Here is a 16,532-nt window from a genome sequence, read left to right on the forward strand (position 1 = left end):
CGAATATGTTCGGGGCGGCTCCCGCGGACCGCCACGGGCTACGGGGCGTCAGTCGCCCGCTGACTGACTCGCGGGCATCGGGCCGTCGTAGTCGGCGGGCACGTACCCGCAGAGCGGGTCGCTGGCCAGCGGGTCGCCGGTGTGGGCGTACGCCCGCGAGCGACTGCCGCCGCAGACGTGGCGGAACTCGCACGCGCCGCACTTCCCGCCGAGGGCGTCGCGGTCCCGGAGCGACCGAAAGAGGTCGCTCTCGCGGTATCGCTCGACGAGCCCGCCGTCGCGGACGTTACCGGCGGACGCGGGGAGAAAGCCCGACGGGAACAGGTCGCCGGTGTGGCTGACGAAGGCGAACCCGTCGCCCGCGGTGATGCCGAGTCGGCGGCCGATGCCGTCGGTCGGTGGCGCGTCGCTCGCGTCACGCCGGCGCTGGATGGCGACCCGCCGGTAGTGGGGCGCTTCGGTCGTCTTGACGCCGAACGGCGCGTCCTCGCTCACCTCGGTCAGCCACTCCATGACGCGCTCGGCGCGCTCGGGAGATATCGGGTCGAGGACGCGCCCGCGCCCGACGGGGACGAGGAAGAACACCGACCAGAGCACCGCCCCGAGGTCGGCCACGAGGTCGCAGAGCGCGGGGAGTTCGTCGACCGTCTCGGCGCAGACGGTCGTGTTTATCTGAAGCGGGAGGCCGGCCTCGCGGGCCGCGCGGGCGGCCGCGACGGTCTGGTCGAAGCTCCCGTCCTCGCCTCGAAAGGCGTCGTGCGACGCCGCGGTCGCGCCGTCGAGACTGAGCGCCATGCGCCTGACGCCCGCGTCGGCGATGTCGGCGACCGTTTCGGGCGCCAGCGACGACGTTCCGCTCGGGGTGAGCGTCATCCGGAGGCCGAGGTCGGTGCCGTACTCGACGAGGTCCACGAGGTCGGGGCGGGCCAGCGGGTCGCCGCCGGAGAGGACGACGAGCTGTCCGGGGCCGAACTCGCGGGCCTGTTCCAGCAGGCGCGTTCCCTCCGCGGAGGTCAGTTCGTCGGGGTGTCGCGCGGGCGTCGCGTCCGCCCGGCAGTGGTCACACGCGAGGTCGCACGCCTGCGTCACCTCCCAGATGAGGACGAACGGCCGCCGCGAGGTGTCGATGCTCGACGGGTCAGGCGGGGCGGTCGCCGTCGGCGGCGCGCCGGCGTCACTTCCCGCGTTCGTATCGGTGTCGACGTGTGGCGGTCGAGACATGGCTCTAGCCGGGTGGTTCGAGGGCGCGGGAGGTGAGCGACGCCCCGAACGTGTTCGGCCGACTGGCCGGGAGAACCGAGACGAACACGTTCGGGGTGAGCTTCCTGCGCTGTCGCCCCCACCGTTTTGGTATGGAGCACGAGGCGTACCTCGACGGACTCGACGCACCGACCGAGCGAGCGGTCGACTTCCTCGACGCGCGGGAGTTGCCGCCGCCGGAGCCGCTCACGGAGACGATGAACCGCCTCGCCGGGCTCGACGACGAAACCGTGTTCGTCCAGCTCAACGACCGCGAGCCGAAGTTCCTCTACCCGAAGCTCGACGACCGGGGGTTCGCCTACTGCTCCGCCGAACGAGACGACGGCGTCGCCACCGCAATCTGGGTGCCCTGAGGGCGGTCCTCCCGCTTCCGTCGCCCGAAACGTATCAACCGAGCCTAATTTGGCATAATCGTTAATGTAATAACACCCCGGGCGTTTGTACGTGGTATGAGTTCAGACCACACGAATACCACCCACTCCGAATGGTGTCCGGACTGCGGCACGAAGATGGCCTTCACCGGCACACAGCCGGCGGGGCTCGCGCAGTTCTTCTGCGAGCAGTGTCGGTACCGCCGCGACCGTTTCGTCGGCGACGACTGAACCCTCGTTCGTCTTCTCGGGATTCACGCGCTCGGTAGCGGCCGCGCTCTCCCGCGTCTCACGGCGTGGTACGGCTCGCGAAGATGTTCGGAGCGCGTCTCCAAACCGGACAACCATTGTCCGTTTATACCCGTGTCCGGGCACTCGATTCAACCGGAGGGAGACAACATGCTATCTACGACTCGGCGGCGGACGCTCCAGTGGCTCGGACTCGGCGGCGCCGCCTCGCTCGCCGGCTGTGCGACCGAGGCACCGACGACCGCGCAGTCGCTCGACGGGGCGGACGAACCGACACAGCAGGGTTCGGCCGACTTGGTCGACCAAGTCGCGGCCGACCCGACGGACATCCCGGGCCCCATCGACCGGAGCGAGCCCGCGGAGGTCGACGTGACGCTCCGGCCGGAGGAGGTGACCGCGGAGGTCGAAGACGGCGTGACGTTCACCTACACGACGTACAACGGGCAGGTGCCCGGCCCGCTCGTCCGCGTCCGGCAGGGAGACACGGTGAACCTGACGTTCGAGAACCCAGAAGAGAACACCATGCCGCACAACGTCGACTTCCACGCCGTCGCCGGCCCCGGCGGGGGCGCGGAGGCGACGATGACGAACCCCGGCGAGACGGCGCACCTGCGGTTCAAGGCGACCTACCCCGGCGCGTACATCTACCACTGCGCCGTGCCGAACATGGACATGCACATCAGCGCCGGGATGTTCGGGCTCATCCTCGTCGAGCCACCCGAGGGGCTTCCGGAGGTCGACCACGAGATATACCTCGGCCAGCACGAGTTGTACACCGACAAGGACGCCGGCGAGGAGGGCCAGCACACGTTCGACTACGAGGCCATGCGGAACGAGGACCCGACATACGTCCTCATGAACGGCGAGAAGTACGCGTGGACGCCCAACGGCCGGGGACCGGCCGCGACCGTCGGCACCGGCGAGACGGTCCGGGTGTACTTCGTCGACGGTGGCCCGAACCTCTCCAGTAGCTTCCACCCCATCGGAAGCGTCTGGGAGACACTCTACCCCGAGGGGTCGTTGACGACCGAGCCGCAGACACACATCCAGACGCGACAGGTGCCGCCGGGGAGCACGACCATCGCGACGATGAGTTCGCCCGTCCCCGGCGACTTCAAGCTCGTCGACCACTCGCTGTCGCGCGTCGTCCGCAAGGGCTGTATGGCGGTCGTCCGCGCCGAGGGGCCGGAGGACCCCGAGATATTCGACCCCGACCCTGACCCGCAGTAGTCTCGTCGCACCGCCCGGGAATCACCGACTGACCGTTTTTCGACCTGACTCTGTTGAAGCGACCACAGCATTATGGCGTTCGCTTTCAAAATGCCAAGGATGCCAGACGACAAACAGGGCCGGGATAAGCAAGCGGCCAACGAAGAACAGCGCCAGCGCGAGCGAGCGATCCAAGAAGCGCGTGACCGCGCCGACGAACCCGAACCCGGGGAGCAACTCGGGGACCTCGACGACGCACTCGAAATCCAGGACTATCCGACCACAACGGAGCAACTCGTCGAGAACTACGGCGACTACGAGGTCGAAACACAAGGTGGGTCGAAACCAGTCGCCGAGGTGCTCGCCTCGGTTGACAACGAAATTTACGACTCCGCGGACGACGTTCGGGACCGGATACAGCGATTGATAAATCGGAGGTGAGTGCGTCCGAACTGGCCTCTGTCGTGGCGATATTTCGGTGACCTGCGTTCCGAGACGTGTCCGCTCTGTCTGTACCGCTCTTTAGCCCGCCCCATCAGCACCTCCCTTCCTGCGACCGAGACGTGGGCTGTACTCAGCCCGGACGCGACAACCGACCCGCGACGACGGGTTGTAACAGCGCCATCGACTCGTGCCACAACCCCCTGACCCCGCCGGAGCGCCGGCACTCCCAACAGTAAGTCGAACGTGTTCGGGGGTGGGCCTACGCTCGTCGCGACCCTACCTCGGACTATGCCAGACATCCCATCCCTGTTCGGCGGCGGGTCACGGGCCGACCGCTTCGACGACATCGACCAGTTCGTCCCCGAGCACCTGCCGGACCCGGACGCCTTTCTCGACGGCCACCGCGTCCTCGACGGCGACGACCACGTCGCCGTCCACCGGGTCGCTCGCGACCTGTTCGAAGCGCGGGGCGTCTACGACGTGACGTTCGGCTACAACCTCGCCCGACTGAACCTCGACCGACGCCACCCGGACGCCGGCTTCCGCTACGCGGAGGACCGGGACGACCCGTCGGTCCTTCTCGCGGAGTTCACGCCGACGACGCCGTTCTGCCCGCAGTCGAAGACGCTCACCGTCGGCGCGTTCCGGGCGTGGAACGGCCTCGCCGACCGCCACGACTACGACCGCGTCCGCGTCCGCGTCGCGCCGATGCACCAGCAGGCCGACGCCATCAACGCGGAACTCGACGCGATGGATCCGGCTGACGCGCAGGCGGAGACGGACGACTCGGTTCCCGATACCGGGACGCCCCAGGGTGAGCGCGACGGCGACGAGCCGGGTGCAGTCTCGCTGTCCGAGGAGTTCGAGGCGGCGCTGAAGCGGCTGTCGAGCGAGCCGGAGTAAGGTGGGCGTTCGTCCGCGGGTTGGCCCTGCGGTTCAGTCGTCGGCGGTCGGCGCGAACACGAGCACCGCAGAACTATCGACTGGGGCGCGCGGCGAGATATCGCGGTCGCCGCCGAACCGCATCAGCTCTCCAGCCGCGACCTCGTGCGTCTCGCCGTCGAGGGTGAGTTCCATCTGGCCATCGACGACGTGAAAGACGATGTCGAACCCGGGGTGGGAGTGCGCCGGCACCTCGTCGCCGGCTTCGAGGCGGAGCCTGACGGTTTTCGGGCGGTCGGTCTCGAAGACGGGCGCGTGCATCACCGGCGGGAGGTCGGCGAGCGCGGCGTGTTCTGGCATCACGACTGAGTCGTCGGCCGCGCGGTCGGTAAGCCTGCGGCCGAACGTGTTCGGAGGTGGAGCGCGGCCAACGAGGTGGCGAATGCAGGTGCCCTTTTGTTCTTCGGACGAGACGGCCTGTTCAATGCCCTCCATCGTCGACGAAACCGTGTTCAGCGAGCCCTCCGGCGGCCTCTTTCCAGCCGTCCAGCTCTGTGGCGCGCTCGTCATGTCGGGCCTTTTCTGGCAGTACGCCGTCGTGGAACAGTCCATGTCTGGCGGCTGGCTCCTGTTCATGATAGCCGGGACCGCGCTGTCCGGCATCGCCGAATCGCTTCCGAAGGACCGGCGACGAGCGGCCGGCGTTCTACGCCTCGCGGCGGTTCTCGTCCTGACGTGCCTGCTCGCACTCCTCTTTCTCGCGCCCGAACTGCTCGGGATGTGAGGGAGTTCGAGACGTCTCTGCCGCACTGACTCAATCCGCGCCGTCGTCCGCATCGACTGACGCGGTCGCACCGCCGACCAGCGACTGCGGGCTGTGAACCCAGACGACTCGCAGGAGGTTCGCGGCGAACGCCGCGACACCGACGAGCACGAGCGCCCAGCCCGCCGTCTCGACGGCCGTCGAGAGACCGACGAGGTCGCTCGCGACGACGGCGGCGACGCCCGAGACGACGAGGCCCAAATCGAGGCGAGCGAGGCGGGCGCTGTAGAGGTCGTCGAGCATCGGCACGGGTTCGAGGCCGAGGCGGTCGCTGTAGCGGTGGACCCAGACGATGAAGGGGACGACGTGGTAGAGCGTCCCGAGCACGACGAAGCCGACGAAGCCGAGGCGGAACAGCGAGCCGGCCCCCGGCGCACCGAACAGGCGGTCGCCGGCCAGCGGGGCCGCGAGCCACGCGGGAAGGGTCAGGACTCCCCACCCGGCGAGCGCGACGGCCGCGACGGCGTATCGGGCGAGCATGGGCGTCCAGTCGACCGACGACTCGACGAGCCGGCGGGCGAGAATCGCGGCGACGCCGAGAAGCGAGAGGGTCACGAGCGCGCCGCCGACCCGCGCGAGCGTCGGGTCGGAGACGAGTCGGCCGCCGGCGAGGGCGACGACGCCCAGCGGGTAGCCGACTTCCTCGAATCGGCGGAGCAACACGTCGACGCCGCGGAGCTTCGTCTGGGTGAACATCGTCGCGAGCTGGTAGAGCGCGCCGACCACGGTCGTCACGACGACGCCGAAGACGGCGAGCGTGACGTGGGCCGCGCGGACGCTCGCGTGGGTCGCGCCGACGCCGGCGAAAAGCGGGCGCGTGAAGTCGACCGCGAGCAGGAAGCCGAGCGCGGTGGCGACCGCGAGAAAGCCGAGTGCGAGGCCGAAGTGGCGCTCGGTCACGTCGTAGTCGTCGAGTCGGGAGAGCGTGCGCGCGACGTTGTAGGCGAACGTCCAGAAGCCGAGGAGCGCGGCGGCACCGAAGACGGGGAGCCACGCGAACGCGCCGAGGAGGAAGCACGCGGCGAGGCCGGCGAGACCGACGCCGACGGCCCACAGTTGGGCGGTCGCGAGCCGCCGCGAGTGGAGGTCGACGCCGGACCAGACCGGGACGAACTGCGTCATCGCGCCCATGATGGTGACGCAGACCCACCCCGCGAGCAGGAGGTGGACGTGCGCGAGACGAGCGGTGCCGGCGACGACGCCGGCGGCGAGGGCGACTCGGAGGCCCACCGCGGCCGCGAGGAAGCCGAGCGCGACGACGAAGTGCCGGAGCGGAATCGTCATCGGTGGCTGTCGGGCCGTGTCGACCTCGGCGGGAATGGCGCTCATACGCGGACTAGCGCGGCGCGAAGCCCTACCGGTGACGCCGAACATATTCGCCGAGGATGGAGAAACGGCGGAGCCGGGTCGGGTCGGGACAGCGGGGACGACCCGCGACCGTGACCCGCGGCCGCGACGCTACCGCTTCGGGAAGGTCGCCGCGAACTCGTTCGGACCCTGTTTTTCGACCGCGTAGTTGTCGGCGTCGAAGGCGTCGACTTCGGCCTGCATCTCGTAGAACAGCGGTTTCGGGTCGTGGTCGTTGAGAATCGTCAGCGACTCGCCGGCGTCGAGGTCGTCGAAGGCGGCGTGAATCTTCGGATGGCGCTCCGCCGGAGGGAGGTCGCGGACGTCGAGGATGGTGTCTGCCATACGTGTCGTACCTCACGGGGGACCGCCGAGTCGGTTACCCCGAACACGTTCGCTCGCGCGGCGGGTAATATCGATACTACTCGCCGGCGGGGGAGAGTAAATATACCGCTTCCACGGGGGTCGCCGGCGACGGCCAGTACCGCCACGGGAGCAACGGGGCCCGCCAGTTCGAGAACTCGGGAACGCGGCTCCCCGACGCATCGCGAGTTCACCGATTCGAGTGGCATCTACGCGGACAGACGAATGGACGAACAGACAGACGGTCTGGTCTGGTCTGGTCTGGTCTGCCGACGCGCGCTCCCGGAGCCGAACTGCTGATGTTCTGGGCTGAAAGATATGTTTATACCTATTCAACATGTTATTTACTGACAAGTGTATATCATCGATAACGAATTGGAGGAGAACGGAACAGACAGACCGATGCCGGTCGGTTCGGTACCGCTCCCGTAAGCGGTCAGAACGCATATGACTCCCATCTCGGAACTACCACCACGATATGGACATCGAAGCGAGGATTAAACGTCGGCAACGCCGGGACGGAACGCCTCGCCTCCTCGTCGATTACGACTCGCTCTCGCCGGTCGCACACACCGACGACCCGGTGAACTGCGGGCCGGTTCTGGAGCGACTGCTCGACTACCTCGACCCCGTGTTCGACGGGCACCTCCCGCCGAACGCCTACGTCTACGGCCCGAAGGGGTCGGGGAAGTCGGCGGTCGTGACGGCGCTTTTCAACCACCTCGTCCGCGCGTCGAGCGTCAACAACGCCGCCATCCACACGACGACCCGCGTGCAGGCGACGTTCGCGCCGCGGTTCGTCTACGTCGACGCGCGCGAGACGACGAGCGCGTTCGCGTTCTACCACGCCGTCCTCGACGCGCTCGTCGACGAGTCGGTGCCGAAGCAGGGCATCAAGACGGAGGCGCTCCAGTCGCGGCTCAAAGCGACGCTCGACGCCCCTCAGACGGGTGCCGTCGTCGCCGTCGACCACCTCGGAGAGCCGGGGACGCTCGACGGCGAGGCGTTCGTCGACCTCTGTGCCGGGCTTCCGAGCAAGGTCAGTTGGCTGGCCATCGGGCGCGCGCCGCCCGACGAGACGGTGCTGACCGACTACACGGCCGACGAGGTCCAGTTCGAGCCCTATCAGAGTCAGGTGCTCATCGACGTGTTGATGACGCGGGCGGCGGCGGCCGGCTCGCGGCGGACGCTCGACCACCGACTCGCCCGCGACATCGCCGAGTGGGCCAACGGCGACGCCCACGACGCGCTCGCGGCGCTGTTCGGCGCGGCCGACGAGGCGGTCCGCAACCAACACCGGAGCATCACGGCCGCCGACGTCGCCGCGGGCATCGCCGCGGTCCCCCAGCCCTGCGTCTCGCTCGGCCGCGTGCTCGCGCTCCCGGAGAACCGCCAGCAGGTGCTCCACGAACTCCTCGCGTTGCGCCCCGACCAACAGGAGTCGGTGCGGGCGGCGAGCCAGCACATCGCGAAATCGGTCGACCTCTCGGCGACGACGGTCAAGCGAATCCTCTACGAACTCGCCGAAGACGGCGTCACCCGCCGAGTCACGGCGGAGCGCGTCGACCGGAAGGGGCGGCCCCCGAGCCGGCTCGAACCCCAGTTCCCGACGGTCGTGTTCGAACGGCTGTTCGCCGCCGCCCGGTAACCCGCCGCCGGAACGTGCGCCCGTGTTGGCACGTTCGGCCGGTCGCCGGCGGTGCGGTTGGGAACGTCCGGATGCGGTGTCCTGTTCGCGCCCCGGACAGCACTCGGAACACCCCCCAGAGACAGTCGCGTTGGCGGCCGAGGCGACGACTCGGTGAGTCCCCCCGTCGCGCGACGACGCCGTCGAAGACCCGCCGACCGCGCCGTCGTCGCCGCGGTGCAACGCTTACGCGCGGGGACAGAACTATACTTCGCCCACGGGACCAGTAGGTAATGACGACCACCCCGACGCCCGTCCGTGCACCGCCCGTCGGCGCTCCGTCGAACCGCTTCGGCGCGCCCGCGACTCCGCGGGGTGTATCGACCGCATGACCGACACATCGAGTCGGGAAGACGACGTGGTCGACGCCGTCGTCGAGACGCTCTGTGCGGCCGCGCCCTCGATTCGGGCAGGACTGCCCGGCCGGCGCGTCTACGAGGAGGGGACGAACCCGAGCGGCGAGCGCCAGTTGGAAGCCGACACCTACGCCGACGAACTGCTGTTGAAGCGGCTTCGCCCCCTCGACGGCGTCGGCGAGTACGCCAGCGAGGAGCGCCCCGACGTCATCGACGTCGGCGAGGGCGTCTCGGTCGCGCTCGACCCGCTCGACGGGTCGACGAACCTGAAGCCGAACAACGTGATGGGGACGCTCTACAGCGTCTACGACGAACCGCTCCCCACGGGCGGCGAGAACCTGCTCGCCGCGGGCTACATCCTCTACGGCCCGGTGACGACGCTCGTGGCCGCCCGCGACGGCGTCGTCAGCGAGTACATCCTCGAATCGGGCATCAAGCGCCCGCTCCGCGAGGAACTGACGCTCCCCGACGACCCGGCCATCTTCAGCTTCGGCGGCCGGGTCAACCGCTGGTTCGACGAGTTCGAGGCGTTCGCCAGCGAGACCGAGCGGACCGAGGGGATGAAGCTCCGCTACGGCGGGTCGATGATCGGCGACGTGAATCAGATTCTCCACTACGGCGGCGTCTTCGCGTACCCCGCACAGACCGACGCGCCGGGCGGGAAACTCCGCCAGCAGTTCGAGGGCTTCCCCATCGGCTACATCATCGAGTGCGCGGGCGGGCGGTCGTCCGACGGCGAGAAGTCGCTCCTCTCGGGGACGCCCGAGGGCGTCCACGACCGCGTGCCGGTCTACATCGGCAACGATTCGCTCGTCGAGTCGCTGGAAGCGCGACTGAAGTGACGGACCGCCCTCGGTGGGCGTAATGACGAGCCACGCGTTCTGCGGCGACCGAACGCAGTCGACGAGCCGACCGCTCGTCACTCGCCGCGTGAGGGCCGCGTTCGACTCGACGCGTACGAGACAAACTGACAGATAGAAAAAATGAGTTGATATCGGATACGTTCTGTTTCCAGAACGTCGGGCAGGGTCTGTGAACGGCTCTGTTCTCATCATCCGATTGTCGGGCTACAAGCCCCAGGAGTGCTAACTCTGGATTATCTGAGGACAGACGGGAATAGAATCGCACATCGAAGTCGGTCAACCGATATCCGAAGTTAGAGCGCATAAAACTGCGTATTACCGCCTGTTACCGCCGATTTCGTCATCAGGGGGCGCGCTATCGAGTCAACGACTCCAAAAGAGTTTGATATTCGATACTATCCCATTCCGTTTTTATTTTTGATATGTATTTCGAGACAGGCAGAATCGGGTGCGTACCCACAGTCGGAGCGCGGCGTATCGGCCTCGACACGCCGAATGGTCGAGTGAACGTCGGACGCCAGAGCGTGCGAGAACCCGTGTGGCATTACACGCGTATCCCTGTCATGGAAACCGGTCGGGCGGCTCAGTCGAAGCGCCCGTCGTTCGAGCTCCGCGCGGCCATGTTCATGTTCACCTCGATGATGTTGGCCGTGCTCGTGACCATCTCGGGGATGGTGTCGCGGAACTGCTCGCCTTTGATGCGACTCGTCGGCCCCGAGACGCTCAACGCGCCGAGGACGGTGCCGTTTCGGTCGCGAATCGGCGCGCCGACCGCGCGGAGGCCCTCGATTTCCTCCTCGTCGTTGCAGGCGTACCCCCGCTCTCGTATCTGGTCGAGCTCGTCGAACAGCGCGTCGCGGTCGGTGATGGTCGCGGCGGTCTTCGCCGGCAGGCCGTGTTGGTCGACGATTTCCTCGACCCGACTGCGCGGGAGGAACGCGAGGATGGCCTTGCCGGTCGACGACGCGTGGAGGTTGTCCGGGCGCTGAATCTTCGACCGCTGGTACTGACTGCCGACGGCGCGCTCGCCGCGCACCTTGAGCAGGCTGATGCGCAGGCCGTGCTGTTCGGTCGAGAGGTGGGCGTACTCGCCGGTCTTCTCGGCGAGCGCCTCGACTTCCTCCTTGCCGACCTGATACAGTATCTGCTGGTTGCGCACGTACTCGCCCAGAAGCAGGAACTGGAGGCTGAGGTGGTAGCTGTCGCCGTCCTTGGCGACGAGGTTGTTCTTCCGCAGGGTCGCCAGATGGTTGTACACCGTGGACTTCGAGAGGCCCAGGTAGTCGACCAACTCGGCGACGCGCGCACCGTCTAACTCCTCGAGCGCCCTGACGACGCTGACCGCCGTGTCCACCGTGCTGAGGGTCCGGGACGGGGCATCGGTGTTGGGGTTCTCGGGCATGCTACGAGAACGTCTATCCGGTGGCATAGCTGTTCCGAATATCTTGCAATCGAAACGTGGGCGCGAAATCGGTGGCGAGACCGTCGAACTGAGCCGATATCGCTCGATGATTGTCCAACAGGCGGCGCGCCCGCGAGACGACCGGTCTCCGCGATGCGCGCGAACGAGCGCGTCACGCGTAACGCGATGGAAGCGACGTCCAGCCCTCTCGAACCCACCGCTGTCAGATGTGTGGAATCACTTCTCTCCCAGTCTTCTGCTATCTCGACGGTTTTGGTTCGGTTCTCACCGCGAGCCGATGTCTAAGCCGTTGTATTTACTGACAACACATCGAGTCAGGGCGGTAGAGCGCTCAGTTCTCCCAGAGAGAGCCGATGGCTGGCGGGCGAGCGCTCGGCCGGTGAGGGGCAGTTGTCTACAAAAACGACACCCAACGCCCGAGCGTGGCTGTCACATCGGGGAACGCGGCCGAAGCCACGACAGGAGTTCCCGTCGAGGTGGGGTGTCACATATCGAAACTATCGGCGCGGCCGCGAGGAACACCACGGAGGAGCCGCGACCATGGCAGTATGTAACCGCCACTCGGTTGAGTCGGGTCGGCGAGCGGCAGGCCGCCCACCGCGACTCACGCGCCGGCGAGGCGAGCGAGCGTCCCCGCGAGAACCGTCGTCGCGGTCGCACAGTCCTCCCAGTCGGTCCATTCGCGCGGGTTATGCGAGAGGCCGTCCACCGACGGGGCGAACAGGAGCACGGCATCGGTGACGCTGGCAATATTTGCAGTATCGTGCATCGCCGCGGAGTGCATCCGTTTCGCGTCGATATCCCCGGCCGCGGCGGCGTCGAAGGCGGCGTCGACGCAGTCGTCGGCCATCTGACTCGGGCGCTGGTCGCGGTAGCGGTCGAACTCCGTCTCGACCGGATGCGCGGCTTCGAGTCCGTCGAGCGCCGCGTCGGCCCGCTCGGCGATGGCGTCCATCGCGCCGTAGTCCACGTCGCGGATGTCCATCTGTAGGCTGACTTCCCCGGGGACGATGTTGCGCGCGTTCGGGGCCACGTCGAACTGGCCGACGGTCCCCACGGCGGTCGGACTCCGGTTCTGCGCCACGTCGTCGGCCGCGGCCCGGAACTCCACGACGAACTCGCTGGCGGCGACCAGCGCGTCGCGGCGCTCGTCCATCGGGGTCGCCCCGGCGTGGTCGGCCTCGCCGACGATGTCGGCCGCGCAGGTCGTGATGCCGGTGATGGCGTCGACGACGCCGACCGACGCGCCCGCGGACTCCAGTACCGTCCCCTGTTCGATGTGGAGTTCGGCCCACGCGTCCCACCCTTCGGCGTCGATGGTGTCGGTCCCGCGGAAGTCGATGGCGTCGAGGTGGGCTTCGAGGGTCGTCCCGTCGGCGTCGCGGAACGCGAGCGCGTCGGCGGCGTCCCGCGCGCCCGTCGCCACGGACGACCCGAGCAGGCCGTGCGAGAAGCGCGCGCCCTCCTCTTCGGTGAACGAGACGACGTCGATGGGGCGGTCGAGCGCGAGGTCTGCTTGCCGTTCTCGGAGCGTCCGAACGGCTTCGAGCGCCGCGTAGACGCCGAGCGGGCCGTCGAAGATGCCGCCTTCGGGGACCGAGTCGAGGTGACTGCCGGCGGCGACGGGAGCCGCGTCGGGGTCTGCCCCCTCGGGAACCCATTGACCGGCGATGTTGCCCACGGCGTCGACGCGGACCGAGAGGCCGGCGTCGCGCAGTCGCTCGACGAAATAGCGGCGGGCACGTCGGTCGGCGTCGCTCCCGGTCAGGACGGTGCGGCCGCGCCCCGCCGGCGCGTCGATGTCGCCGAAGCGGGCGTTCGCTTCGATATCCTCGCGGAGTCGTTGCTGGGAGGCCTGCATGTGCGGCTCAACTCGCAAACGACGTCTAATAATTGTGTGTGTTCGTGGCAGGTTCTACGGGGCACGGGCGGCGATGGCGGGTGAGACGCGCGGCTGGTCGAGGTCGAACAGCCGGGTCGAACCGCCGCGTTAGAGCGTTCGAATCGTCTGACACACCACGTCGACGCCGATGTCGAGGGCGTCCTCGTCGATGTCGAACCGCGAGGTGTGGTGGCCGAACTCGTTGCTCGCGCCGATGCCGACGTAGGTCGCCTTCCCGCCGTGTTCCTGAACCCGCCGGATGAGGTAGGAGGCGTCCTCGCTCCCCCCGATGTCGAGTCGCGGGACCGTCTCGGTCACGTCGTCGAGGTCGGCCGCCGACGCGAGGACGGCCTCTATCATCTCGTCGTCGGCCGTGAACGTCGCCGTCTTCCCGTACAGGCCCGTCTCGACCGACACGTCGTGCATGCCCGCGGCGTGGTCGAGCACGCGCCGGGCCTTGTCGAGCATGTACTCGTTGAGGTCGGCGGTCCCGCCGCGGACCTCGACGCGGAGGCGCGCCTCTTCCGCGATGATGTTCTGCGGGTTGGGCGACTCGAACTTCCCGACGTTGATGCGGGTCGCACCGTCGGCGTGGCGGGGAATCCCATAGAGGTTCTGGACCGCGGCCGTCGCCGCGTGGAGCGCGTTGCGCCCCTCGTTGGGCGCGTTGCCCGCGTGGCTGGGCGCGCCCTCGAAGGTCACGTCGAGTTTCGCGTTCGAAAGCGGGTTCTCGTAGGCGGCGATGACCGTCCCCGTGGGGTTGCCGAGGCCGAGGTGGAGCGCGAGGAAGTAGTCGATGTCGGCGAGCAGGTCGGTCTCGCTCATCGGCTTGCCGCCGCGGCCGCCCTCTTCGGCGGGCTGGAAGAACAGCCGGAGCGTGCCGTCGAACCCGCCGTCGTCGTCGAGGGCGCGGGCGATACCGAGCCCGATGGCGGTGTGGCCGTCGTGGCCGCACGCGTGCATCTCGTTGGGGTGCGTGCTCGCGAAGCCCAGTTTCGCGGGGCGGTGTTCCTCGTCGCTCGACTCGGTGCGTTCGAGGGCGTCCATGTCGACGCGGACGCCGACGGTCGGCCCGTCGCCGAAGCGCTTCTCGGCGACGAGACCCGTGACGCCGTCCATCCGGTCGAGGTAGGCCTCGGGCGCACCTTCCTCGCGTGCGCGTTCGATTGCGGCCGCGACCGCGTCGTCGTCGGGGACGCCCAGTCGCTCGTCTTCGGCGACGGCGTCGGAACCGAGGTGGAGCGTGAACTCGCGGTCGTCGAGCGCGGCGGCGATGAGTGCGGTCGTGCGGAACTCCTTCCATCCGGACTCCGGATGGGCGTGGAGGTCCTGTCGTAACTCTCGCAGGGAGAGCGTGCTGGCGTACGCCATGAAGCCGATATTGCAACCACCCCGTTAAACTGTTTGGGAAGCGGTAGCACAACGAACCCGACCGGTCTATAGTGCAGATTAGTGCCAAGTTTGTGAGAGTTTGGCAAAGCTATAAATAACGGTGTTTCATGAGCTAAGGTATCACGCGTACCGCTACAAGGGTGTGTACGTAGCTCAACAAAACAATGTCAGACGACAACATTACCGAGATAAACATGGACAGACGGCAATTTATCGCGGCCGCGAGTGCGGTCGGCGCGGCTGGCTTCGCGGGCTGTACCGGCGGTGACTCCGGTGGTTCCGGCGGCTCCGACGGGACCGAAACGAGCGGTGGAAGCACCGACAGCAGTTCGTCGGGTAACTCGGGAGAGACCGTTCGCGTCAACGTCGCGCTCGCCGCGGAGCCGTGGAACTTCGACCCCGCGCTCTGGACGGACACCGCGACCAGCACCATCGGCGGCCTCATCTACGATGAGGTCATCGAGCTGACGCCCGACTCCGAACTCCAGCCCGGCCTCGTGACCGAAGTTCCCGACCCCATTGAGGACGGGACGGCCTTCGAGTACACGCTCCGCGAGGGCGTCACGTTCCACAACGGCGACGAGGTGACCGTCGAGGACTTCAAGTACTCCGTCGACTGGATTCTCAACCCCGACAACAACTCGCCGGTCAAGAGCCGCCTCCCGTTCGTCGAGGACACCGAAATCGTCGGCGACCGGACGCTCCGGCTCAACCTCTCCCAGCCGTTCGGGACGCTCAACTGGTGGCTCACGCGCGGTCTGGAGGGCATCGTCCCCGAGGGCTCCCGCGGCGACACCTCCGAGGGCAAAGGGCCGAGCGGCCTCGCGACCGACCTCACGCAGGACCCCTCCGGCGCGGGCACCGGCGCGTTCAAATTCGTCGAATGGAAAAGCGGCAGTCACGTCCTCCTCGAAAAGAACGAGGACTACTGGAAGGAGGGCGCGCCCGCCGTCGACGAGTTCAGATTCGACTTCATCGGCGAGGACTCCACGCGCCTCGCGAACCTCCGTTCGGGCCAACTCGACCTGACCGACAAGGTCCCCCCGAAGGACTTCGACGGCCTCAGCAGTCAGCCGGACATCACGACCGAGTCCGTCCCCGGCAACTTCACGCAGGTGCTGTACGTGAACCTGATGGAGTCCGAGGGCAACCCGATGAGCAACCGGCACAACCGCCGCGCGGTCCTGTTCGGCATCGACCGCGAGGAGATTCTCGACGAGGTGTTCTACGGACAGGGCGCGGTCCAGAAGGGACCGTGGTACCCAGACAGCGACTGGACCTCGCCGAAGCTCAAGGAGATGCAGATGTACGACCCCGAGAAGGCGAAAAAGGAACTCGAACTCGCGGGCAACCCCGACGGCTTCGAGATGGACATCATCGCCACGAAGGGGTCGTGGTTCAAAGACGAGGCCGTCGTCATCCAGAACCAGCTGTCGAAAATCGGCATCGAAGCCACCGTCACCGCCGTCGACAAGTCCACGCTCCTCAACCAGGTGTACAGCACGGACACGTGGCACGCCGCGATGGAAGACTGGGCGCAGTCGATTCCGGTCGCCACGTCGTGGCTCGACGCCGGCTACGCCGACAACAACCACAACCACAACAACTGGCACCACCCGTCGGACGACCTCGAAGACATCTACGCGCCGAGCGGCCCCGCCGCGCCCGAAGACGCCGAGGGCGACTTCTCGAACGGCCACGAGTGGTACGTCTCGAAGCTCCGCGAGGCGCAGGCGTCGACGGACGAACAGGAACAGAAGGAAATCGTCTGGGAACTGGAGGAGTACCTCGTCGAACACGGCATTCAGATCGACATCGCCTACGTGAACAAGCTGGAAGCGTGGCGCAACGCCATCAACGACTACGAGGTGGGCACGTTCCAGGACAACTACCGCTTCGTCTCGAAGGGTGAGTGAGGAGCCGATGCACACGCGTTCGCGTCGGACTCGTCGACCGCCGACGGCGACCGAGGAGGTGACTC

Annotated in this window: 16 protein-coding genes; 9 read left to right on the plus strand and 7 right to left on the minus strand. The window is 67.5% G+C overall.

Going from position 1 to position 16,532, the window contains the following annotated elements:
* Window positions 1–48: 48 nt before the first annotated feature.
* The gene (locus tag C438_RS00100) at window positions 49–1,221 is read right to left on the minus strand and encodes a TIGR04053 family radical SAM/SPASM domain-containing protein (protein WP_004967147.1); all 1,173 of its coding nucleotides are present in this window, start codon (window positions 1,219–1,221) and stop codon (window positions 49–51) included.
* A 32-nt stretch (window positions 1,222–1,253) separates the two neighbouring features.
* Here C438_RS00100 and C438_RS00105 point away from each other — a divergent pair, with 32 nt between their 5' ends.
* From C438_RS00105 to C438_RS00120, 5 genes are all read left to right on the plus strand, one after another.
* On the plus strand, window positions 1,254–1,613 hold the full coding sequence (locus tag C438_RS00105; protein ID WP_004967148.1) for a DUF2249 domain-containing protein: 360 nt from the start codon (window positions 1,254–1,256) through the stop codon (window positions 1,611–1,613).
* 96 nt (window positions 1,614–1,709) lie between these two features.
* Window positions 1,710–1,862: an HVO_2142 family zinc finger protein gene (locus tag C438_RS19460; protein WP_158250823.1), complete on the plus strand. Its 153-nt coding sequence runs from the start codon at window positions 1,710–1,712 to the stop codon at window positions 1,860–1,862.
* Window positions 1,863–2,030: 168 nt separating this feature from the next.
* A complete protein-coding gene (gene nirK / locus C438_RS00110) occupies window positions 2,031–3,110 on the plus strand; it encodes a copper-containing nitrite reductase (RefSeq protein WP_004967151.1) in 1,080 nt (359 codons plus the stop codon).
* 99 nt (window positions 3,111–3,209) lie between these two features.
* Window positions 3,210–3,530 (plus strand): DUF5789 family protein, encoded by a 321-nt coding sequence (locus C438_RS00115; protein WP_049917641.1) that lies wholly within the window; start codon window positions 3,210–3,212, stop codon window positions 3,528–3,530.
* Window positions 3,531–3,821: 291 nt separating this feature from the next.
* Complete coding sequence (locus tag C438_RS00120; protein ID WP_004967153.1) at window positions 3,822–4,436, plus strand: hypothetical protein; 615 nt, start codon at window positions 3,822–3,824, stop codon at window positions 4,434–4,436.
* Between the two features lie 33 nt (window positions 4,437–4,469).
* On the opposite strand, the gene C438_RS00125 is transcribed toward C438_RS00120, so the two are convergent.
* Entirely contained in the window at window positions 4,470–4,775 is a 306-nt protein-coding gene (locus tag C438_RS00125; protein WP_049917642.1) for a cupin domain-containing protein, read from the minus strand.
* 124 nt (window positions 4,776–4,899) lie between these two features.
* Between C438_RS00125 and C438_RS00130 the strand changes: the two genes are divergently transcribed.
* Complete coding sequence (locus tag C438_RS00130; RefSeq protein ID WP_004967155.1) at window positions 4,900–5,199, plus strand: hypothetical protein; 300 nt, start codon at window positions 4,900–4,902, stop codon at window positions 5,197–5,199.
* A gap of 30 nt (window positions 5,200–5,229) precedes the next feature.
* Here the strand turns inward: C438_RS00130 and C438_RS00135 are convergent, their stop codons facing one another.
* Both C438_RS00135 and C438_RS00140 read right to left on the minus strand, forming a co-directional pair.
* Window positions 5,230–6,567, minus strand: coding sequence for a hypothetical protein (locus C438_RS00135; protein WP_004967156.1), 1,338 nt, complete (start codon window positions 6,565–6,567; stop codon window positions 5,230–5,232).
* A 129-nt stretch (window positions 6,568–6,696) separates the two neighbouring features.
* A complete protein-coding gene (locus C438_RS00140) occupies window positions 6,697–6,930 on the minus strand; it encodes a DUF2249 domain-containing protein (RefSeq protein ID WP_004967158.1) in 234 nt (77 codons plus the stop codon).
* Between the two features lie 496 nt (window positions 6,931–7,426).
* Between C438_RS00140 and C438_RS00145 the strand changes: the two genes are divergently transcribed.
* Complete coding sequence (locus C438_RS00145; RefSeq protein WP_004967159.1) at window positions 7,427–8,596, plus strand: Cdc6/Cdc18 family protein; 1,170 nt, start codon at window positions 7,427–7,429, stop codon at window positions 8,594–8,596.
* Between the two features lie 367 nt (window positions 8,597–8,963).
* The gene (locus tag C438_RS00150; RefSeq protein WP_004967160.1) at window positions 8,964–9,833 is read left to right on the plus strand and encodes a class 1 fructose-bisphosphatase; all 870 of its coding nucleotides are present in this window, start codon (window positions 8,964–8,966) and stop codon (window positions 9,831–9,833) included.
* A gap of 604 nt (window positions 9,834–10,437) precedes the next feature.
* Here the strand turns inward: C438_RS00150 and C438_RS00155 are convergent.
* The 3 genes from C438_RS00155 to C438_RS00165 form a co-directional block, all read right to left on the minus strand.
* Window positions 10,438–11,256, minus strand: a complete 819-nt coding sequence (locus C438_RS00155; protein ID WP_004967161.1) for an IclR family transcriptional regulator — start codon at window positions 11,254–11,256, stop codon at window positions 10,438–10,440.
* Between the two features lie 625 nt (window positions 11,257–11,881).
* Window positions 11,882–13,138: a M20 family metallo-hydrolase gene (locus tag C438_RS00160; protein WP_004967162.1), complete on the minus strand. Its 1,257-nt coding sequence runs from the start codon at window positions 13,136–13,138 to the stop codon at window positions 11,882–11,884.
* 129 nt (window positions 13,139–13,267) lie between these two features.
* Window positions 13,268–14,530, minus strand: coding sequence for an amidohydrolase (locus tag C438_RS00165; RefSeq protein ID WP_004967163.1), 1,263 nt, complete (start codon window positions 14,528–14,530; stop codon window positions 13,268–13,270).
* A gap of 185 nt (window positions 14,531–14,715) precedes the next feature.
* Between C438_RS00165 and C438_RS00170 the strand changes: the two genes are divergently transcribed.
* Entirely contained in the window at window positions 14,716–16,467 is a 1,752-nt protein-coding gene (locus tag C438_RS00170; RefSeq protein WP_004967164.1) for an ABC transporter substrate-binding protein, read from the plus strand.
* Window positions 16,468–16,532: the final 65 nt, after the last annotated feature.

This window comes from Haloferax denitrificans ATCC 35960 (genome assembly GCF_000337795.1).
Classification (GTDB): domain Archaea; phylum Halobacteriota; class Halobacteria; order Halobacteriales; family Haloferacaceae; genus Haloferax; species Haloferax denitrificans.

What these genes read in the sequence shown, in the direction of transcription:
- C438_RS00100 (WP_004967147.1), bottom strand. Translation starts at nt 1,221, where the DNA reads ATGTCTCGACCGCCACACGTCGACACCGATACGAACGCGGGAAGTGAC.
- C438_RS19460 (WP_158250823.1), top strand. Translation starts at nt 1,710, where the DNA reads ATGAGTTCAGACCACACGAATACCACCCACTCCGAATGGTGTCCGGAC.
- nirK (WP_004967151.1), top strand. Translation starts at nt 2,031, where the DNA reads ATGCTATCTACGACTCGGCGGCGGACGCTCCAGTGGCTCGGACTCGGC.
- C438_RS00115 (WP_049917641.1), top strand. Translation starts at nt 3,210, where the DNA reads ATGCCAGACGACAAACAGGGCCGGGATAAGCAAGCGGCCAACGAAGAA.
- C438_RS00120 (WP_004967153.1), top strand. Translation starts at nt 3,822, where the DNA reads ATGCCAGACATCCCATCCCTGTTCGGCGGCGGGTCACGGGCCGACCGC.
- C438_RS00125 (WP_049917642.1), bottom strand. Translation starts at nt 4,775, where the DNA reads ATGCCAGAACACGCCGCGCTCGCCGACCTCCCGCCGGTGATGCACGCG.
- C438_RS00130 (WP_004967155.1), top strand. Translation starts at nt 4,900, where the DNA reads ATGCCCTCCATCGTCGACGAAACCGTGTTCAGCGAGCCCTCCGGCGGC.
- C438_RS00135 (WP_004967156.1), bottom strand. Translation starts at nt 6,567, where the DNA reads ATGAGCGCCATTCCCGCCGAGGTCGACACGGCCCGACAGCCACCGATG.
- C438_RS00140 (WP_004967158.1), bottom strand. Translation starts at nt 6,930, where the DNA reads ATGGCAGACACCATCCTCGACGTCCGCGACCTCCCTCCGGCGGAGCGC.
- C438_RS00145 (WP_004967159.1), top strand. Translation starts at nt 7,427, where the DNA reads ATGGACATCGAAGCGAGGATTAAACGTCGGCAACGCCGGGACGGAACG.
- C438_RS00150 (WP_004967160.1), top strand. Translation starts at nt 8,964, where the DNA reads ATGACCGACACATCGAGTCGGGAAGACGACGTGGTCGACGCCGTCGTC.
- C438_RS00155 (WP_004967161.1), bottom strand. Translation starts at nt 11,256, where the DNA reads ATGCCCGAGAACCCCAACACCGATGCCCCGTCCCGGACCCTCAGCACG.
- C438_RS00160 (WP_004967162.1), bottom strand. Translation starts at nt 13,138, where the DNA reads ATGCAGGCCTCCCAGCAACGACTCCGCGAGGATATCGAAGCGAACGCC.
- C438_RS00165 (WP_004967163.1), bottom strand. Translation starts at nt 14,530, where the DNA reads ATGGCGTACGCCAGCACGCTCTCCCTGCGAGAGTTACGACAGGACCTC.
- C438_RS00170 (WP_004967164.1), top strand. Translation starts at nt 14,716, where the DNA reads ATGTCAGACGACAACATTACCGAGATAAACATGGACAGACGGCAATTT.